The organism is Mycobacterium sp. IDUB_39 (genome assembly GCF_055419205.1).
Window position 1 is genome coordinate 156,842 of record NZ_JBVAXF010000008.1, and the last position, 18,050, is coordinate 174,891.

Annotated in this window: 13 protein-coding genes; 8 read left to right on the forward strand and 5 right to left on the reverse strand. The window is 69.5% G+C overall.

Annotated elements, in window-relative coordinates; translation table 11 throughout:
- Positions 1 to 75: 75 nt before the first annotated feature.
- Positions 76 to 735, forward strand: coding sequence for an SDR family oxidoreductase (locus ACZY0X_RS26920; protein WP_463774857.1), 660 nt, complete (start codon positions 76 to 78; stop codon positions 733 to 735).
- 60 nt (positions 736 to 795) lie between these two features.
- Here ACZY0X_RS26920 and leuS read toward each other — a convergent pair whose 3' ends face one another.
- Positions 796 to 3,660, reverse strand: coding sequence for a leucine--tRNA ligase (gene leuS, locus ACZY0X_RS26925; protein ID WP_463774775.1), 2,865 nt, complete (start codon positions 3,658 to 3,660; stop codon positions 796 to 798).
- 259 nt (positions 3,661 to 3,919) lie between these two features.
- Between leuS and ACZY0X_RS26930 the strand changes: the two genes are divergently transcribed.
- Complete coding sequence (locus ACZY0X_RS26930; protein WP_463774777.1) at positions 3,920 to 4,837, forward strand: LpqN/LpqT family lipoprotein; 918 nt, start codon at positions 3,920 to 3,922, stop codon at positions 4,835 to 4,837.
- A gap of 70 nt (positions 4,838 to 4,907) precedes the next feature.
- On the forward strand, positions 4,908 to 5,327 hold the full coding sequence (locus ACZY0X_RS26935) for a hypothetical protein (RefSeq protein ID WP_463774778.1): 420 nt from the start codon (positions 4,908 to 4,910) through the stop codon (positions 5,325 to 5,327).
- A 29-nt stretch (positions 5,328 to 5,356) separates the two neighbouring features.
- Here ACZY0X_RS26935 and ACZY0X_RS26940 read toward each other — a convergent pair whose 3' ends face one another.
- Positions 5,357 to 5,962, reverse strand: coding sequence for a YqgE/AlgH family protein (locus ACZY0X_RS26940; RefSeq protein WP_463774780.1), 606 nt, complete (start codon positions 5,960 to 5,962; stop codon positions 5,357 to 5,359).
- Between the two features lie 114 nt (positions 5,963 to 6,076).
- Here ACZY0X_RS26940 and ACZY0X_RS26945 point away from each other — a divergent pair, with 114 nt between their 5' ends.
- Both ACZY0X_RS26945 and ACZY0X_RS26950 read left to right on the forward strand, forming a co-directional pair.
- On the forward strand, positions 6,077 to 7,369 hold the full coding sequence (locus tag ACZY0X_RS26945; RefSeq protein WP_463774781.1) for an MFS transporter: 1,293 nt from the start codon (positions 6,077 to 6,079) through the stop codon (positions 7,367 to 7,369).
- A gap of 10 nt (positions 7,370 to 7,379) precedes the next feature.
- Positions 7,380 to 8,156, forward strand: a complete 777-nt coding sequence (locus ACZY0X_RS26950; RefSeq protein ID WP_463774783.1) for a TIGR03084 family metal-binding protein — start codon at positions 7,380 to 7,382, stop codon at positions 8,154 to 8,156.
- On the opposite strand, the gene ACZY0X_RS26955 is transcribed toward ACZY0X_RS26950, so the two are convergent.
- The 3 genes from ACZY0X_RS26955 to ACZY0X_RS26965 are packed head-to-tail and all read right to left on the reverse strand — an operon-like array spanning position 8,153 to position 11,042.
- Positions 8,153 to 9,115 (reverse strand): prenyltransferase/squalene oxidase repeat-containing protein, encoded by a 963-nt coding sequence (locus ACZY0X_RS26955; RefSeq protein WP_463774784.1) that lies wholly within the window; start codon positions 9,113 to 9,115, stop codon positions 8,153 to 8,155. The two genes, ACZY0X_RS26950 and ACZY0X_RS26955, sit on opposite strands and share 4 nt — an antisense overlap.
- A gap of 10 nt (positions 9,116 to 9,125) precedes the next feature.
- Positions 9,126 to 9,611: a pullulanase gene (locus ACZY0X_RS26960; protein WP_463774785.1), complete on the reverse strand. Its 486-nt coding sequence runs from the start codon at positions 9,609 to 9,611 to the stop codon at positions 9,126 to 9,128.
- 18 nt (positions 9,612 to 9,629) lie between these two features.
- The gene (locus tag ACZY0X_RS26965; protein ID WP_463774858.1) at positions 9,630 to 11,042 is read right to left on the reverse strand and encodes a CCA tRNA nucleotidyltransferase; all 1,413 of its coding nucleotides are present in this window, start codon (positions 11,040 to 11,042) and stop codon (positions 9,630 to 9,632) included.
- Positions 11,043 to 11,209: 167 nt separating this feature from the next.
- On the opposite strand from ACZY0X_RS26965, the gene ACZY0X_RS26970 reads away from it, so the two are divergent.
- The 3 genes from ACZY0X_RS26970 to murJ are packed head-to-tail and all read left to right on the forward strand — an operon-like array spanning position 11,210 to position 18,032.
- Positions 11,210 to 12,025, forward strand: coding sequence for an NUDIX hydrolase (locus tag ACZY0X_RS26970; protein ID WP_463774787.1), 816 nt, complete (start codon positions 11,210 to 11,212; stop codon positions 12,023 to 12,025).
- A complete protein-coding gene (locus ACZY0X_RS26975) occupies positions 12,022 to 14,433 on the forward strand; it encodes a DUF6049 family protein (protein WP_463774788.1) in 2,412 nt (803 codons plus the stop codon). The genes ACZY0X_RS26970 and ACZY0X_RS26975 overlap by 4 nt, the downstream gene beginning before the upstream one ends.
- Positions 14,430 to 18,032 carry a murein biosynthesis integral membrane protein MurJ gene (gene murJ / locus ACZY0X_RS26980; protein WP_463774789.1) on the forward strand — a complete coding sequence of 1,201 codons (3,603 nt, stop codon included), beginning with the start codon at positions 14,430 to 14,432 and terminating at the stop codon, positions 18,030 to 18,032. Before ACZY0X_RS26975 ends, murJ begins: the two co-directional genes overlap by 4 nt.
- Positions 18,033 to 18,050 lie beyond the last annotated feature (18 nt).

Sequence of the window (18,050 nt, forward strand, 5' to 3'; positions counted from 1 at the left end):
AGGACGGATGGGTCTCGGTAACGTTGCGGCGTGGCTTCCGATGAGCGCTTGCGCGAAGAGCAGACACGTTCCGCGATGATCACCGGAGCGGGCGGCGGCCTCGGAGCCGCCATCGCCACCGCCCTTGCCCCCACCCACACGCTGCTGTTGGCGGGCCGCCCGTCCGACCGGCTCGACGCGGTGGCCGAGCGGCTCGGGGCCCCGACGTGGCCGCTGGACCTGGCCGATCCCGCGTCGATCGAGCCCGCCGCCGAGGTGCTGACCGATCTCGACGTGCTGATCCACAACGCCGGGGTGTCGCTACCCGGCCGGGTCGGCGAGTCCACGGTCGACGAGTGGCGGGACACCTTCGAGGTCAACGTCATCGGCGCCGTCGCGCTCACGCTGGCACTGCTGCCCGCGCTGCGCCATGCCGGCGGTCACGTGGTGTTCATCAACTCCGGGGCCGGGATCAACGCCTCACCCGGGCTGGCGTCCTACTCGGCCAGCAAGTTCGCGCTGCGGGCGTTCGCCGACTCATTGCGCGCCGACGAACCCGCTCTGCGCGTCACGTCCATCCACCCGGGCCGGATCGACACCGACATGCAGCGCGATCTCATCGCGTACGAGGGTCGTGAGTACGACCCCGGGCAGTTCCTGTCGGTCGACACTGTCGCCGCGGCCGTCGCGCAGGCCGTCGCCACCCCGCCGGACGGTCACGTCCACGAGGTGATCCTGCGCCCCCGACCGCACTAGTCCCTGCGATTTCGGCGCGGAAACCGTCGCTGAGCGAACGAAAACGCGCCGAAATCGCGGCTAGGCGACGATGTTGACGAGGCGTCCGGCCACCACGATGATCTTCTTCGGCGTGGCACCGTCCAGGAACGCGACGACCTTCTCATCGGCCAGCGCGGCGGCCTCCAGGGCATCCGCGTCGGCGTCGGCAGCCACGGTGATCCGGCTGCGCACCTTGCCATTGACCTGCACCGGGTACTCGACGGTGTCGTCGACCAGGTAGGCCGGGTCGGCCTGCGGGAAGGGTCCGTGCGCGAGCGACGCGTCGTGGCCCAACCGCCTCCACAGTTCCTCGGCCAGGTGCGGCGCCAGCGGCGCGACCATCAGCACCAGCGGTTCGACGGCCGCGCGGGCGGTCACGCCCTCCTTGGTCAGGTGGTTGGTGTACTCGATGAGCTTGGCGGCCGCGGTGTTGTTACGCAGTGCGACATAGTCTTCCGCGACGCCGGCGATGGTCTTGTGCAGCAGTCGCAGCGTCTCGTCGCTGACCTGCTCGTGGTCGGCAACGCGATCGGCGCCGGTCTCCTCGTCGACCACGACGCGCCACACGCGCTGCAGGAAGCGGTACGCGCCGACGACGTCCTTGGTGGCCCACGGTCGCGACGCCTCCAGCGGGCCCATCGACATCTCGTACACGCGCAGGGTGTCGGCGCCGTACTCATCGCAGATCTCGTCGGGTGAGACCGAGTTCTTCAGGCTCTTGCCGATCTTGCCGAACTCCTGGTTCACCTCGATCTCGCCGTCGGGGCCGGGCCAGTAGAACTTGCCGTCGCGTTCGGTGACCTCGGCGGCGGGCACATACGATCCGCGCGCGTCGGTGTAGGCGAACGCCTGGATGTAGCCCTGGTTGACCAACCGGCGGTAGGGCTCACGGGAGCTCACGTGGCCCAGGTCGAAGAGCACCTTGTGCCAGAACCGCGAGTACAGCAGGTGCAGCACCGCGTGCTCGACGCCGCCGACATAGAGGTCGACGCCGCCGGGGTCGTCCGCACCGTGCTCGGCGGGACGGGGCCCCATCCAGTAGGCCTCGTTCTCCTTGGCGCAGAACGTCTCCGAGTTGTGCGGGTCGGCGTAGCGCAGCTCGTACCAGGAGCTGCCCGCCCACTGCGGCATGACGTTGGTGTCACGGGTGTAGTCCTGCAACCCGTCGCCGAGATCGAGTTCGACGTGCACCCACTCGGTGGCCTTGCCCAGCGGCGGGGAGGGCTCGCTGTCGGCGTCGTCGGGGTCGAAGTGCACCGGCGCGTAGTCCGGGACATCCGGGAGTTCCACGGGCAGAACCGAATCCGGCAGCGGGTGGGCGCGGCCGTCGGAGTCGTAGACGATCGGGAAGGGCTCGCCCCAGTAGCGCTGACGGGCGAACAGCCAGTCCCGCAGCTTGTACTCGACACGCGCCTGCCCGTGGCCGTCGGCGACGAGCCTCGCGATGACCGCCTCCTTGGCCGAGGTGACGCTCAGCCCGTTGAGGTAGTCCGAGTTGACCAGTTCACCGTCACCGTTGTAGGCCGCCACGGAGACGTCTCCGCCCGAGACCACCTCGATGATCGGCAGGCCGAACTGCGTCGCGAAGTCCCAGTCGCGCTGGTCGCCGCTGGGCACCGCCATGATCGCGCCGGTGCCGTAGCCGATCAGCACGTAGTCGGCGATGAACACCGGAATGCGTTGGCCGTTCACGGGATTGATGGCGTAGGAGCCGGTGAACACACCGGTCTTGGACTTGTTCTCCTGGCGCTCCAGATCGGACTTCGCGGCGATGTCGGTCCGGTAGGTCGTGATCGCCTCGGCGGGGCTCGCGGCACCGTAGGTCCACCGCGTGTCGGTGTCGGCGGGCCACGCCGGGGCCGTCAACGCATCGACGAGGGGATGCTCCGGTGCCAGCACCATGTAGGTGGCGCCGAACAGGGTGTCGGGTCGGGTGGTGAACACCTCGATATCGCCGACGTCGGTGGTGAACCGCACCTGCGCACCGGTCGAGCGTCCGATCCAGTTGCGCTGCATGGCCTTGACCTTGTCGGGCCAGTCCAGGACGTCGAGATCGTCGATCAGCCGGTCGTTGTAGGCGGTGATTCGCATCATCCACTGCCGCAGGCGCTTACGGAACACCGGGAAGTTGCCGCGGTCGCTGCGGCCGTCGGAGGTGACCTCCTCGTTCGCGAGCACCGTGCCCAGACCCGGGCACCAGTTCACCATCGAGTCGGCGCGGTAGACCAGCCGGTAGGAGTCGATGACGTCGCGGCGCTCGCCCTCGGACAGCGACGACCACTGCCGGCCGTCGTCGAGTTGGCGTGCCCCGGAGTCGAATTCGGCGATGAGATCGGCGATCGGCCTGGCTTTGTCGGCCGTGGTGTCGAACCAGGCGTTGAAGATCTGCAGGAAGATCCACTGCGTCCACTTGTAGAAGTCGACGTCGGTGGTGGCGAAGCTGCGGCGCGCGTCGTGTCCGAGGCCCAGCCGGCCCAGCTGCCGTCGGAAGTTGACGATATTGGCCTCGGTGCGGGTCCGCGGGTGTGTGCCCGTCTGGACCGCGTACTGCTCGGCGGGCAGACCGAACGCGTCGAAGCCCAGCGCGTGCAAGACGTTGCGCCCCGTCATGCGGAAGTAGCGCGCGTAGACATCGGTCGCGATGTATCCGAGCGGGTGTCCGACGTGCAGACCCTCGCCCGACGGGTACGGGAACATGTCCTGGACGAACATCTTGTCCGTGGGCACCGGCGAACCGTCCGTCGGCGCCAGTGACCCGACCGGGTTGGGCACGTTGAAGGTGCCCCGATCAGCCCACGCCTGCTGCCACGTGTGCTCGATCGTCGCCGCCAGGTCCGCGGTGTAGCGGTGCCTGGGGGTGTCGGACGTGTCGTTGTTGTCGACGTTGTCGGGCCGGTCTGTCACGTGAACAGGGTAGTCAACGCCCTGATGAACAATCTCGCCGCGCCATGTGGCCGCCGTCACCACCGGTCGGCCGGTCCACTCCCACCGACGGCGCAGCCGGCAGACGCCTAGGTATCGGTTCCATTGCAGACCGGTCAGAGGACGGTTGCAGGTCTGTTCCTGGCCTAGTGGCGCACCACGACCCGTGGTTACAGTCGGCCCCTGACCAGCATGACCGGGGTCTCGTCACCCCATCACCACGTGGAAGGAACGCCGTCAGATGTTCGCGAATGCCCGCCGTTGGGGGCTTGTCACAGGAGGCGTCGCCGCGGGTGTCGCAGGCGTCGTCGGATTCGCGGGTACCACTGCGTCCGCCGAGCCGACCCTGCCGCTTCCCCCGCAGCCTGCGCCCGCCACCGTGACGCAGACGATCACGGTGCAGGCCGGTGCCCCCGCCGCACCCGTCACGCCGGACATCGCACCGGTTGCGGCAGCGGCACAGGCGCCCGGCGCCGTACCCGCCGCGGGCCTCAACGCGGCCGCCCCCGTGGTCCCCGTCGCAGTGGCACCGACGATTGTCCCGGCGGCCTCCGGCACGCTCAACGACTTCTTCAAGGAACGCAACGTCACGCTCGAACCGCAGGTCAGCAACGGGTTCAATGCGCTGAACATCGTGCTTCCGATGCCGCAGGGCTGGGCTCATGTGCCCGATCCCAATGTCCCCGACGCGTTCGCGGTGCTCGCCGACCGCGTCGGCGGCGACGGCCTCTACACCTCCAATGCGGCCCTGGTGGTCTACAAGCTCGTCGGCGACTTCGACCCGAAGGAGGCCATCAGCCACGGCTTCATCGAGAACCAGCAGCTGCCGGCCTGGCGCAGCACCGACGGGTCGCTTGCCGACTTCGGCGGCATGCCGTCGTCGATCATCGAGGGCACCTATCGGCAGAACAACCTCACGCTCAACACATCGCGCAGGAATGTCATCGCGCAGTCCGGTCCGGACCGCTACCTGGTGACCCTGTCGGTGACCACCAGCGCGCAGGTGTCGGTGGCCGCAGGTGACGCGACCGATGCGATCGTCAACGGCTTCCGGGTGACCTCACCGGACGCCGCGCAGCCCGCCCCGCCGCCGGCGCCCGGCGCACCCGCGGCCGCTCCGGCGCCCGTACTGCCCGGCGTGCCGGGCCTGCCCAGCTAGAGGCGCCCGCGGCACGGTCCGCACCGCCCCAAGACGTCGGGCGGATGCCCGGGCTCGTATCCTCGACTCCATGCTGATCGCCGCGGTGCTGTGCCTGTGCGCCGCCGCCGTCGTCGCCGCCACCGGGGTGTGGCTGCTGGCGCGGCCTCGGCCCGGCGATCCCGTCCGGGGCGTCCTGCGTTCGGTGGCACCGACTCAGTTGGCGGGTTCGGTGATGCTGGCCGCAGGCGGTGCCGCAGCGCTGTCCGCGCCCGCCGGTGCCGGCGTGCTGCTGTTGATCGTGTGCGTCATCGGAGCCATCGGCACCATCGCCGCCGGGTGCTACCAGGCCGCGAAGATGGTGGCCCGCCACGAGGCAAGCCAGCAGTGCTGTCAGGACTCCGCCCAGGAGACTCCTCAGGCGGCTCGTCAGGAGTCCATGGCCGGCGTCAGTTCGGGCGCCGACGGCTGTGCCGGCTCATGCGCGTCCTGCACGCTGTCCTGCAGCTGACGCGCCGAGCGCAGCGAAGCGCCGAGCGCCTAGTTGCGGCTGACGTCGATCGGATGGGTCGCCAACAGCGACAACGGCAGCGGCTGACGACGCAGCACCCGCGACCAGAGATCCACCCGCGGTTCGACGAGCACGTCCGAGGGCAACGCTGACAACACGATCCAGTCGTCCCGCTCGATCTCGCCCTCGAGCTGGCCGATTGTCCAGCCCGAGTAGCCCGCGTAGATCCGCACACCCTCCACGACGGCTGCGATCGACTCGGGTTCGGAGTCCAGATCGACCATCGCGATCCGACCCTGCACGTGCCGTAACCCCGGCACCTCGGACGGGTCGATACCCGCGCGCATCGTCGTCAGGCACAGCGCGGCATCCCGTTTGACCGGACCGCCGACGAACATGGTCTTGGGTTTGATCGCCAGGTCGGCCCACTGCGGCAGCACGTTGTGCACGGCCGTCTCGCTGGGCCGGTTCAACACCACGCCCAGCGTGCCGCCGTCATTGTGCTCGACGACATAGATCACGCTGCGGCGGAAGGTGGGTTCCAGCAGATCGGTGTTGGCGAGTAGCAGCGTTCCCGCGCGGACCCGATGCGCTGCGGGGGCAAGGAAGTCCTCCGGCTCGTCTGACTGCGCCACCCCTCCATCATCGCACTCGGGCCTGGCCGCGGTGGCGAACAGGCGCGGCCCGTCGAGATATTTGTACTGTGGGAAGGGTCGACGACCGTCGAGTCGAACAAGTTCGGGAATGAAGTGGCTGACGCTCGAGGACACCTAGCCGTACTGCGGTCGCTGCGCGGGATGACCGAGTTTCGGCGCCTTCTCGAACTGCGCGCGGTCAGCCAGTTCGGCGACGGCCTGTTTCAGGCTGCCCTCGCCGGCGCGCTGCTGTTCAACCCCGAGCGCGCCGTCGGACCGTGGGCCATCGCGGGCGCGTTCGCGGTGTTGTTCCTGCCCTATTCGATTCTCGGCCCGTTCGCAGGCGCTCTGCTGGACCGGTGGGACCGCCGCCTGGTGCTGGTCGGCGCCAACGTGGCACGACTACTGCTCATGCTCGTGGTGGCCACGCTGCTGACGGTGGGCGCAGGCGACCTGCCGATCTTGTGCGGCGCGCTGATCGTCAACGGGTTCACCCGGTTCGTGTCCTCTGGGCTGTCCGCCGCGCTGCCGCATGTGGTGCCCCGCGATCAGGTCGTCACGATGAACTCGGTAGCCACCGCGTGCGGCGCGGTCGCGGCGTTCCTCGGTGCCTACTTCATGCTGCTTCCGCGGTGGCTGTTCGGCTCGGGTGACACCGGGGGGTCGGTGATCATCTACCTGGCCGCGATACCGGTGGCACTCGCGCTGGTGTTCTCCATCCGGTTCAAACCGCATGTGCTCGGCCCCGACCACACGCTGCGCGCGGTGCACGGCTCGGTCGCCTACGTGGTGGCGACGGGTTGGGGCTACGGACTGCGCACCGTGGCCTCTGTGCCGACGGTCTCGGCGACGCTGGCCGGGCTGGCATCCCACCGGATGGTGTTCGGCATCAACACGCTCCTAGTGCTGATCCTGGTCCGACACAGCGGCAGCCAGGACGTCGCGGGCCTCGGCACGGTCGTGCTGTTCGTCGGGGCCGCCGGTCTCGGCTCGTTCCTCGCCACACTGGTGACGCCGACCGCGGTTCGGCGGTGGGGCCGCTACGCGACCGTCAACGGAGCGCTGGCCGTGGCCGCGCTAGTCCAGCTCGCCGGCTCGGGTCTGTATCTGCCGATGATGATCGGGTGCGGCTTCCTGCTCGGCGCCCTGGGCCAGGTGGTCAAGCTGTGCGCCGACACTGCCATGCAGATCGACGTCGACGACGCGCTGCGCGGTCACGTGTTCACGGTGCAGGACTCGTTGTTCTGGGTGGCGTTCATCGGCGCGATCGCGGCTGCCGCCGCCTTCATTCCCGCCGACGGGGACTCCCCCGGCCTGGCCGTGGCCGGGGTCGTCGCCTACCTCATCGGGCTTGCCGCGCACGCGGCGATCGGCAGGCGCGGCAGGGCGTCCGAGGCGCCGGTCTAGGGTCGAACCCATGGCTGGAGCCGACGTGGTGGTCACCGATCTTCGGGCCGAGAGCGACGATCTCGATGCAATCGTCGCCGGGCTGACCGATGAGGGCTGGCGCACCCCGACCCCCGCCCCGGGTTGGACCATCGCCCACCAGATCGCACATCTGCTGTGGACGGACAGGGTGGCGGTTGTCTCCGTCACCGACGAGGCCGGTTTCGCAGATCTGCTGACCGAGGCCGCCAAGAATCCCACCGGTTTTGTCGACGCGGGCGCCGAGGAGCTGGCCGCGCTGCCGGCCGCCGAGCTGCTGGCACAGTGGCGGGCCACCCGCACCCGGCTGCATGACGAACTGCCCCGCGTCGTCGACGGTCGCAAGCTGCCCTGGTTCGGACCGCCCATGGGCGCGGCCTCCATGGCGACGGCGCGGCTCATGGAGACCTGGGCGCACGGCCTCGACGTCGCCGACGCGCTCGGGGTGAGCCGGGTGCCCAGCGCGCGGTTGCGCTCGATCGCGCACATCGGGGTCCGCACCCGCGACTTCGCGTTCACGGTGCACGGGCTCACTCCGCCCGCCGACCCGTTCCTGGTCGAACTGCGCGCCCCCGACGGGTCAACGTGGTCGTGGGGTCCCGCCGACGCCACGCAGCGCGTCACGGGGTCGGCAGAGGACTTCTGCATGCTGGTCACCCAGCGCAGACCACGCGCCGATCTCGACGTGACGGCCATCGGCGACGACGCGGCGCGGTGGCTGACCATCGCGCAGGCATTCGCCGGTCCGCCCGGAGCCGGTCGCGACTAGCGCCCGTCCCACCAGGACAGCACGCGCGTCCCGAACAGCGTGAGCCACTTCGACGGCTCACCCTCGGTCACGTCGACGTCAAACCACACCCGACCGGGTAGTCGGGGGCCCTGCAGCCAGCGGCCGTCGGGTTGCCTTGCGGCCCTGACCATTTCGACGGCATCCGCAAGCCGCGGATCGGGCGGCGTCCCGTCCACGAGCGCTGCCGCGCGGAAGTGGTCCACGGCGTTGAGGACGCTGTAGGCCCAGCGGTGCGGATACCGAAACTGGTTGGTCCACGGCCCCACCGGTTCGCCCGTCGACAGTCGTCGGCTGAGCTCACGCGTCAGGAGGTACTCCATGCCACCGCGTCGCACCGCCCGCGTCGTGTCGGTCTCCGTGCAAGAGTCGTAGGCGAGCAATCCCTTGAGCGAGTTGAGCGTCGAGTGAAATGACGAGCGCGTCGAGCCGTCCACCCACTCGCAGTTCCAACCACCGTCGGCCAGTTGGTGGGCAGTGAACCAGTCGACCAGACCCGTCACGTCGACACCCAGCCATGCTCCGTTGGCCAGGGTCCACCCGTTGATGCAGCAGTCGACCTCGCCCTCCCAGTACGGGAGATCCTCGTATTCCCAGCGCGAGTGCTCGGCGATCAGCTCCGGTGTGCGGCGGGCACGTAGCACCGCAGGATCCAGGCCCCACTCGCGCAGCGAGTTCAGCGACCAGGTGGTCGCCGTCCACGGCTGCCCGTCAGCCTCCACCGTCTCGAAGTCGAATCCGGCCGGGAAGAATGCCCCACCAGCCCACTGGCCGGTGGCGTCCTGCAGCGCGAGCATTCGCGCCCCGAAACCCTCCTCGGCGACCCGGGCCCGCGTCCCCCGCCACACCTGCTCGGGCGCGGCCAGCAGATCGCGTTCGACCTGCCAACGCAGCGCGGCGTCCGAGTCGAGAAGCCACGCCGCCACCTCGTCGGACACCATGCCCAAGAACCTAACCCGCCGAGTCGGCCAACCCGTCGTCATCGGAGTCGGTCAGCGTGACGTCCCACTGCCCGTCAGCATCGGTGTCGACATGGGCGACCGCGCCGGCCAGCACCCGGTCGGCCAACCCGTCACGGTCGGCGTCGAGCAACCGGTCATCGACCTCACCGTCACCGTCGAAGTCCACCAGCGGCCCGCCCAGCGACTCGGCGCCGTCGAGGCCGAACCAGCGCAACTGCGCGCCGCGCTCCACGCTCACCGCCCAGGTGCCCGACCCGTCATCGGTGAAGCGCTGCCCGCCCGCCTCCTCGAGGTCGAACACCGCGTGGTCGGCGAGCCCGTCACCGTCGAGATCGGCCAGCGCGTCGTCCGCCAGCCCGTCACCGTCGAAGTCGAGTCCGAACGCGTCGAGCGTGCCGTCACCGTCGATATCGAGGTTCGGCTCCGCCGCCGACATGCTCGCGCCGCCGTCACCGTCGCCAATGCAGTAGTCCATATGGAGTTGGACGCACCGCTAGCCTCTGGCGTTCCACCATTTCAGAAGTTCGGCCACAGCCTCGTCGTGCTCGAGGGGTCCGCGCTCCATCCGCAATTCCTTGAGGTGGTTCCACGCCTGCCCGACCACCGGTCCGCCCTGGATGCCGAGGATCGACATGATCTCGTTGCCGTCGAGGTCCGGGCGCACCCTAGCCAGGTCCTCCTTGGCGGCGAGCTCGGCGATCCGCGCCTCGAGGTCGTCGTAGTTGGCCTGTAGCCGGGCGGCGCGACGCTTGTTTCGGGTGGTGCAGTCCGCGCGGACCAGCTTGTGCAGCTGCGGCAGCAGCGGCCCGGCGTCGGTGACGTAACGCCGCACCGCCGAGTCGGTCCACTTGCCGGTCCCCGTGCCGTCCGCGTAACCGTGGAAGCGCAGATGCAGGTACACCAGCTGGGACACGTCGTCGACCATCTGCTTGGAGTACTTCAGCGCGCGCATCCGCTTGCGGGTCATCTTCGCCCCGACCACCTCGTGGTGGTGGAAGCTGACGCCGCCGTCGGCCTCGTGCCTGCGGGTGGCCGGCTTGCCGATGTCGTGCATCAACGCCGCCCATCGCAACACCAGGTCCGGACTCTCCCTGGAATCCTCCAGGTCGACGGCCTGACGCAGCACGGTCAGCGAGTGCTGGTAGACGTCCTTGTGCTGATGGTGTTCGTCGATCGCCATCTGCATCTGGCCGATCTCGGGCAGGACGATCTCGCCGAGCCCGGTCTGCACCATCAGATCGACACCGGCCACCGGGTCCTTGCCGGAGAGCAGCTTGTCCAGTTCGGCGGCGACGCGCTCGACGGTGATGCGACCGAGTTCACCGGCCATCCGCTGCATCGCCTCATGCACCCGCGGGGCGACGGTGAAGCCCAGCTGTGAGACGAACCTCGCGGCCCGCAGCATGCGCAGTGGATCGTCGCCGAACGACACCTCAGGCGTCGACGGGGTGTCCAGCACACCGGCGGTGGCGTCGGCCAACCCGTCCTGCGGGTCGAAGAACTCGCCGATGCCGTCGCCCGTGATGCCGACCGCCATGGCGTTGACCTTGAAGTCGCGGCGCACCAGGTCGTCCTCGAGCCGGTCACCGAACTCGACGGTCGGGTTCCGCGACACCTGGTCGTAGCTGTCGGCCCGGAAGGTGGTGATCTCCAAGCGCAGCTTGCGCTTCGTCAGGCCGATCGTGCCGAACTCGATGCCCGTCTCCCACAAACCGTCGGCCCAGCCGCTCACGATGCGCTTGATGGCGTCGGGGCGGGCGTCCGTGGTGAAGTCCAGATCGGTCACCGGCCGCTCGAGCACGGCGTCACGCACGCTGCCGCCGACCAGGTACAGCTGGTGGCCGGCCTCCGCGAACAGCGCGCCCAACTCCGAGAGCAGCGGAGCGTGCGGAGACAGGCTCCGCATGGCGGCGGCCAACAGCGGAGCGTTGGCGGCGGGGTCGATCGGCACGTTCGGTGAGCCTAATGGGCGATCACCAGAAGTCACGCGGCAGCGTAACGACTGAGCATCAGCAAGGCACCAACAGCGAGTGGCGGCAGGGTGGAAACCAAGTGGCAACTACTATCGCTTGGGTGTCGGAGGGCGAACAGGCCAAACCACGACGGCGCCGCGGAAGGCGCCGCGGCCGACGCTCGGCCGGCCCGCCCGAGGCCGGCGGCAAATCAGGCGCCAAGTCCACCACGCAGCCCATGACCCAACCCACCGATGCCGACGCCAGCGCCCCCGTCGAGACACCCCGCCCGGCCCCGTCGGCCAACTCCCACAAACCCGGCCCCACACGTCGCCCAGCGGACCGACTCCGCACCGTGCACGAGACATCAGCGGGCGGCCTGGTCATCGACGGTATCGACGGCCCCAAGGACCGTCAGGTCGCCGCGCTCATCGGCCGCCTCGACCGCCGCGGTCGCATGCTGTGGTCGCTGCCCAAGGGCCACATCGAGCTGGGTGAGACCGCCGAGCAGACCGCGATCCGCGAGGTCGCCGAGGAAACCGGCATCGAGGGCAGCGTGCTCGCCGCGCTCGGCAGCATCGACTACTGGTTCGTCACCGAGGGTCGCCGCGTGCACAAGACCGTCCACCACTACCTCATGCGGTTCCTCGGCGGGGAGCTCTGCGATGACGACGTCGAGGTCAGCGAGGTGGCCTGGGTGCCGCTTCGGGAACTTCCGTCGCGGCTGGCCTACGCCGACGAGCGCCGCCTCGCGCAGGTCGCGGGCGACCTGATCGACACACTTCACACCGACGGACCGGGCGCGCTGCCGCCCCTGCCGCGGAGTTCTCCGCGGCGGCGGGCGCAAACGCACTCCCACACCCGCAACCGTCGCCCCGACGAGTCCACTCAACCCCAACCTGGCCGGCGGGCGAACGGCTGCGGCCAGGGACCATGAGTTTTCGGGCGGCCCCGTCGGCCGCTGGGATTGTCCTTCTGCGCTTGCTGGCCGCCGTCGTACTCCTGAGCCTCATAGCCGCACCCGTCGCCGCACTGTCGGTCCTGCCGCGCGCGCAGGCCGGCGAACCCGGTATCAACCAGTTCCTCAAGCTGCGCATCGACGAGGTGACGCCCGATATCGTCAGCACCACCAGTGAACCTCTGGTGACGGTCTCGGGCACCGTCGCCAATGTTGGTGACCGCCCCGTGCGCGATGTCGTGGTCCGCCTCGAGCAGGCCGCCGCCGTAACGACGTCGAACGGTCTGCGCACCAACCTCGTCGGCGACGGTCAGCAGTACCGGCCCGTGGCCGACTTCATCACCGTGGCACCCGAACTCGACGAGAACCAGAGCGTCCCGTTCACGCTGACCTATCCGATCCGTTCCGACGACAGCCCGTCGCTGCAGGTCCAGGAGCCCGGTGTGTACCCGGTGCTCGTCAACGTCAACGGCACCCCCGACTACGGCGCACCGGCCCGCCTCGACGACGCCCGTTTCCTCCTGCCGGTGCTCGGCGTGCCGTCGTCATCGGAATCGGCCAACCCCGTGTCCTCGGTGGTCCCACCCGACACCTCCCGGCCCGTCGGCGTGACGATGCTGTGGCCACTGGCGGACAAGCCACGCCTGGCTCCCGGTGCGCCAGGCGGAACGGTGCCGGTCCGCCTCCTCGACGACGAGCTCGCGACGTCGCTCGCCCCCGGCGGCCGCCTCGATGTCCTGCTGTCGGCGGCGGACTTCGCCACCAGTGCACCCGTCGATCCCACCGGTGAGATCCGCAGCGCGCTGTGTCTGGCGGTGGACCCCGACCTGCTGGTCACCGTGAACGCGATGACGGCCGGCTACGTCGTCGTGGACTCCCCCGAGGCTGGCATCACCGGCCCCAGCCGACCGGGCACGGGCCAGGACGCCGCGATCGGCTGGCTGGCCAGGCTGCGGGCGCTCGCGCAGCGCATGTGCGTGGTGTCCTCGGTGTACGCGCAGGCCGACCTCACGGCCCTGCAACGCGTCGCCGATCCCGGCCTGTCGTCCATCGCCACCCTCGACGCCGCAACGGTCGTCGACCAGATCCTGGGCATCCAGTCCGTGCGCGGCGCCACCCTCGTGGCCGACGGGCCGCTGACGGGCCCGGCGGTGCGATTGCTGTCCGAGCGCGGCCCGACTGTGGCGATCGCCGCCGCCGAGTCGACAGCGCAGGACTCGGCGAACAGCGACCCGCCTGCCGCGAACCTGGCGCCTCGGCGCTATACCCCCGCGGTGGTGGCTGCACCGTTCGACCCGTCGGTGGGCGCCGCGCTCGCCGGTGCGGGCGACACCCCGTCATCACCGTCGTATCTGAGTGCCTCCCTTGAGGTCCCGGTACAGCAGGACTCCCCGGTGGCACGCCGCCAGGATGCGCTCGGGGCGATGCTGTGGCGCGGACTGCGACCCGACACCGAGCCGCGCACCGAAGTCCTGATGCCGCCGCTGGTGTGGAACCTCGGCCCCGACGACGCCACCGCGGTGCTCTCGACACTGGCCACCTCGATCCACGCAGGGCTCAGCGTGCCGCGGCCTCTGACGGCCGTCATCGCCGAGAGCAGTGCCGTCAGCCCGGCGGTCGACGAGGCGCTGCCCGACGACTCGGTGACCAACCCTCGGGCACGGTTCAGCGACGGCGTCATCGCACAGATCGCGGGCGCCACCGGCAGGCTGTGGGGCCTGACAGCGGCGCTGACGACCGACGAGAGAACAGGTCTGACCGGCACGCAGTACACCGCTCCCCTGCGCGAGGACATGCTGCGCGCCCTGAGTCAGTCCGTGCCGGCCGCCGCACGCAATGGCCTGGCCGAGCAGCGGGCGACGCGGGCCGCGGCGACCGTCAACGACCTCTTCAACGCCGTCACCATCGTCAACCCCGGTGGGTCCTACACGTTGGCGACCGAGCGCAGTCCGCTGCCGATGGCATTGCGCAATGACCTTCCCGTGCCGATCCGGGTGCGGCTCGACGTCAACGCGCCACCCGGTATGACCGTGACCGATATGGGCGAGATCGAGCTGCCGCCGGGTTATCTGCCCTTGCGGGTGCCCATCGAGGTGCACTTCACCCAGCGTGTGGCGGTGGACGTGTCGCTGCACACCGCTGACGGGCTGCCGCTGGGCGAGCCGGTCCGGCTGTCGGTCCACTCGAACGCCTACGGCAAGGTGCTGTTCTTCATCACGCTGTCGGCGGGTGCCGTGCTGTTCCTGCTCGCCGGCCGACGGTTGTGGCACCGGTTCCGCGGCCAACCCGACCGTGCCGACCTCGACCGACCGCCCGGCAGGACCGCACCCGAGCATCCCGACCCCCTCGACGTCGCGATCGCTCACGCGCCGGACGACAAGACGTGAGCACACCGAGGCGACCGGTGCCCGCGCCACCGCGCCAACGGATTCCGCGCGGTCCCGCGCCACGACGCCGCGCCGGTCAGATCGCAGCACAGCCCGTCCGCAAGGAACTGTCCGACGCCGCAGTCGTATCGCGGTCGTGGGGCATGGCGTTCGCGACGCTGATCAGCCGCATCACCGGATTCATCCGGATCGTGCTGTTGGCCGCAATCCTCGGCGCGGCCCTGTCCAGTGCCTTCTCAGTCGCCAACCAGCTGCCGAACCTCATCGCCGCCCTCGTGCTCGAGGCGACGTTCACGGCGATCTTCGTACCGGTGCTGGCCCGTGCCGAACGCGACGACCCCGACGGCGGAACCGCATTCGTGCGCAGGCTCGTCACGCTGGCCACCGCGCTGCTGTTGTTCGCGACCGTGCTGTCGGTGGCCCTGGCACCGGTGCTGGTCAGGCTCATGCTCGGCGACGACCCGCTGGTGAACCGCTCGCTCACCACAGCGTTCGCGTATCTCCTTCTGCCCCAGGTGATCTTCTACGGGCTCTCGTCGGTGTTCATGGCAATCCTGAACACCCGCAACGTGTTCGGCCCTCCCGCGTGGGCTCCCGTGGTCAACAACGTGGTCGCCATCGCGACGCTGGGGCTGTATGTGCTCGTGCCCGGCGAACTCTCGCTGGATCCGGTGGAGATGGGCAACGCCAAGCTGCTGGTGCTCGGCATCGGCACCACGCTCGGCGTGTTCGCGCAGACCGCGGTGCTGCTGGTCGCGATCCGGCGGGAACGGGTCAGCCTGCGCCCGCTGTGGGGCGTCGACGAGCGACTCAAGCAGTTCGGCACGATGGCCGCCGCGATGGTTCTCTACGTCCTGATCAGCCAGGTGGGCCTGATCGTCGGGAACCAGATCGCCAGTAGCTCCGCGGCTTCCGGGCCCGCGATCTACAACTACACCTGGCTCGTGCTGATGCTGCCGTTCGGCATGATCGGCGTGACGGTGCTGACGGTCGTCATGCCGCGGCTATCGCGCAACGCCGCCGCCGACGATATCCCCGCCGTGCTGGCCGACCTGTCCCTGGCGACCCGACTGACGATGGTGACCCTGATCCCGATCGTCGCGTTCATGACTGTGGGCGGGCCGGCGATCGGCACCGCACTGTTCGCCTACGGCAACTTCGGCGAGGTCGACGCCGGCTATCTCGGCATGGCGATCTCGTTGTCCGCGTTCACATTAATCCCGTACTCAATGGTGCTCCTGCAGTTGCGGGTGTTCTACGCCCGGCAGCAGCCGTGGACGCCGATCGCACTGATCGTGGTCATCACGGCGATCAAGGTGCTCGGCTCGCTGGCGGCGCCGCACCTCACCGACGACCCTGACCTGGTCGCCGGTTACCTCGGCCTCGCCAACGGACTGGGCTTCCTGGCGGGCGCGATCGTCGGGCACTTCGTCCTGCGCGCCAACCTCAAACCGCCCGGCGGTCGGATGATCGGCCTGCCGGTGATCCGGACGATCCTGGTGACCATCGCGGCATCGATGGGTGCCGGACTCATCGCCCACGTCGTCGATCAGTTGCTGGGACTGGAGAAACTGACCGCCCAGGGTGGCGGTGCCGGGTCGATGCTGCGGCTGCTGATCCTCGGGATCATCATGCTGCCGATCATCGCCGCGGTGCTGCACCTCGCAAAGGTCCCCGAGGCGCAGTCGGTGCTGGCACTGGTCCGCCGACGGCTGGGACGGGGTGGCGAGCCGGCCCCCGTCGCGGTGGCGCCCGCCGGACCGCCCGTCCGACCGCATTCAGGCCCCCCGGTCACGTACCCTGAGCCCAGGAATCCGCACCCATTACCGCCGCGTCAAAATTGGCCGGTGCCACGGGGCGGACCTCCGGCAGACGTAGCCGGAGGCAGGCTGCGGGAGGGAGGTCCACCAGTGACTGACGACTCCACGGGCGGCTCGACGCCTGCCCCCGACGGCGGCGCCACGACCCGGATTCCGCGTCCCACAGCCGACGACTTCGAACCCGACGTCTCAACCGGGGCGGCCTTCGCGGCATCGGGCCGACCGCCTGCCGACTACGGCGGCGATCCCACCCGCGAGGCGTTGTCCTTCGGGATGCTCAACGAGCCCCCCATTGAGGCCGCCACCGACGACGAGGTGCACCTCATCCCCGGTGCCACCATCGCCGGTGGTCGCTATCGCCTTCTTGTCTTCCACGGCGGCCCGCCGCACCTTCAGTTCTGGCACGCCCTGGACACGGCGTTGGACCGGCAGGTCGCGCTGACGTTCGTCGATCCCGACGCCGAGCTGCCCGATGACGAGCTCCAGGGCATCCTGACCGCGACGATGAAGCTGAGCAACCTCGAGATGCCCGGCGTCGCCCGGGTGCTCGACGTGGCGCGAACCGGTTCGGGCGGTCTGGTCGTGGCGGAGTGGATTCGCGGCGGATCGCTGGCAGAGGTCGCCGAGACGGCGCCGTCGGCCATCGGCGGCGCCCGCGCCATCCAGTCCTTGGCCGCGGCCGCCGAGGCGGCACATCGTGCGGGCGTCTCGCTGTCCATCGACCATCCCGGCCGGGTTCGGGTGAGCATCGACGGTGACGTGGCGCTGGCCTTCCCCGCGAGCCTGCCCGATGCGTCACCCGAGGACGACATCCGCGGCATCGGCGCAGCCCTGTACGCACTGCTGGTCAACCGGTGGCCGCTCCCCGAATCCGGGGTGCGCAGCAACCTGGCTCCCGCCGACGTCGACGCGACGGGCATGCCCGTCGAGCCGCGCGTCGTGGACCGTGACATCCCGTTCCAGATCTCGGCCGCCGCAGCTCGGGCCACCCAGGAGAACGGCGGCATCCGGACCGCGGGCACCCTGCTCAATCTGCTGCAGCAGGCGACGGCCGTCGCCGACAGGACCGAGCTCATCACCCCCGTCGACGACCCTGGCCCGGGGGGTCCGCGGACGAACCCCAGCGATGCGGATGACCCCGCGTCGGGGATTCGCCGCCGCAAGGCCCTGATAATCGGGATCAGCGTGGGCGCGGTGATCCTGATCGTCGCCCTGGCCGCGCTGGCGATAGGCCTGCGAGGGTTGTTCGGCGACGTCGGCGGACCGCTGGACCGTCAGGAACTCGGACTCAACGCTCCCAGCTCCGAGTCCAACACCACCGCGGACACGGGTATCGTGAAACCCGTTCGCGCGGTGGTGTTCTCACCTGGCGGTGAGGCGGACAACCCCGCACAGGCGGCTCAGGCCATCGACGGGAACCCGGCCACGGCGTGGACGACGGACACCTACAGCGATTCCGACCCGTTTCCGTCCTTCAAGAATGGCGTGGGGCTGATGCTGCAGTTGCCCCAGCCGACCACGCTGGCCTCGGTGTCGATAACCCTCAACAGCACGGGCACGTCGATCCAGATCCGCTCATCGGATATCGCCACCCCGTCGTCGTTGGACGACACCACGGCGTTGTCGTCGCCGACCCCGATGAAGACGGGGTCGAACACCATCACCATCGACGGTGCGAGCCCCACAACCTATGTGCTGGTGTGGATCACCAAGCTGGGGACGGTGGACGGCAGAAGCGAGAGCGCGCTGTCCGACATCACCCTCAAAGCCACGTCCTGAGCCCAGTCGCACTCGGCC

Excerpts from the sequence above, each read along its gene's own strand:
- ACZY0X_RS26960 (WP_463774785.1), bottom strand. The coding sequence starts at position 9,611 with ATGGACTACTGCATTGGCGACGGTGACGGCGGCGCGAGCATGTCGGCG.
- ACZY0X_RS26935 (WP_463774778.1), top strand. The coding sequence starts at position 4,908 with ATGCTGATCGCCGCGGTGCTGTGCCTGTGCGCCGCCGCCGTCGTCGCC.
- ACZY0X_RS26965 (WP_463774858.1), bottom strand. The coding sequence starts at position 11,042 with ATGCGGAGCCTGTCTCCGCACGCTCCGCTGCTCTCGGAGTTGGGCGCG.
- ACZY0X_RS26930 (WP_463774777.1), top strand. The coding sequence starts at position 3,920 with ATGTTCGCGAATGCCCGCCGTTGGGGGCTTGTCACAGGAGGCGTCGCC.
- ACZY0X_RS26950 (WP_463774783.1), top strand. The coding sequence starts at position 7,380 with ATGGCTGGAGCCGACGTGGTGGTCACCGATCTTCGGGCCGAGAGCGAC.
- ACZY0X_RS26975 (WP_463774788.1), top strand. The coding sequence starts at position 12,022 with ATGAGTTTTCGGGCGGCCCCGTCGGCCGCTGGGATTGTCCTTCTGCGC.
- ACZY0X_RS26920 (WP_463774857.1), top strand. The coding sequence starts at position 76 with ATGATCACCGGAGCGGGCGGCGGCCTCGGAGCCGCCATCGCCACCGCC.
- ACZY0X_RS26955 (WP_463774784.1), bottom strand. The coding sequence starts at position 9,115 with ATGGTGTCCGACGAGGTGGCGGCGTGGCTTCTCGACTCGGACGCCGCG.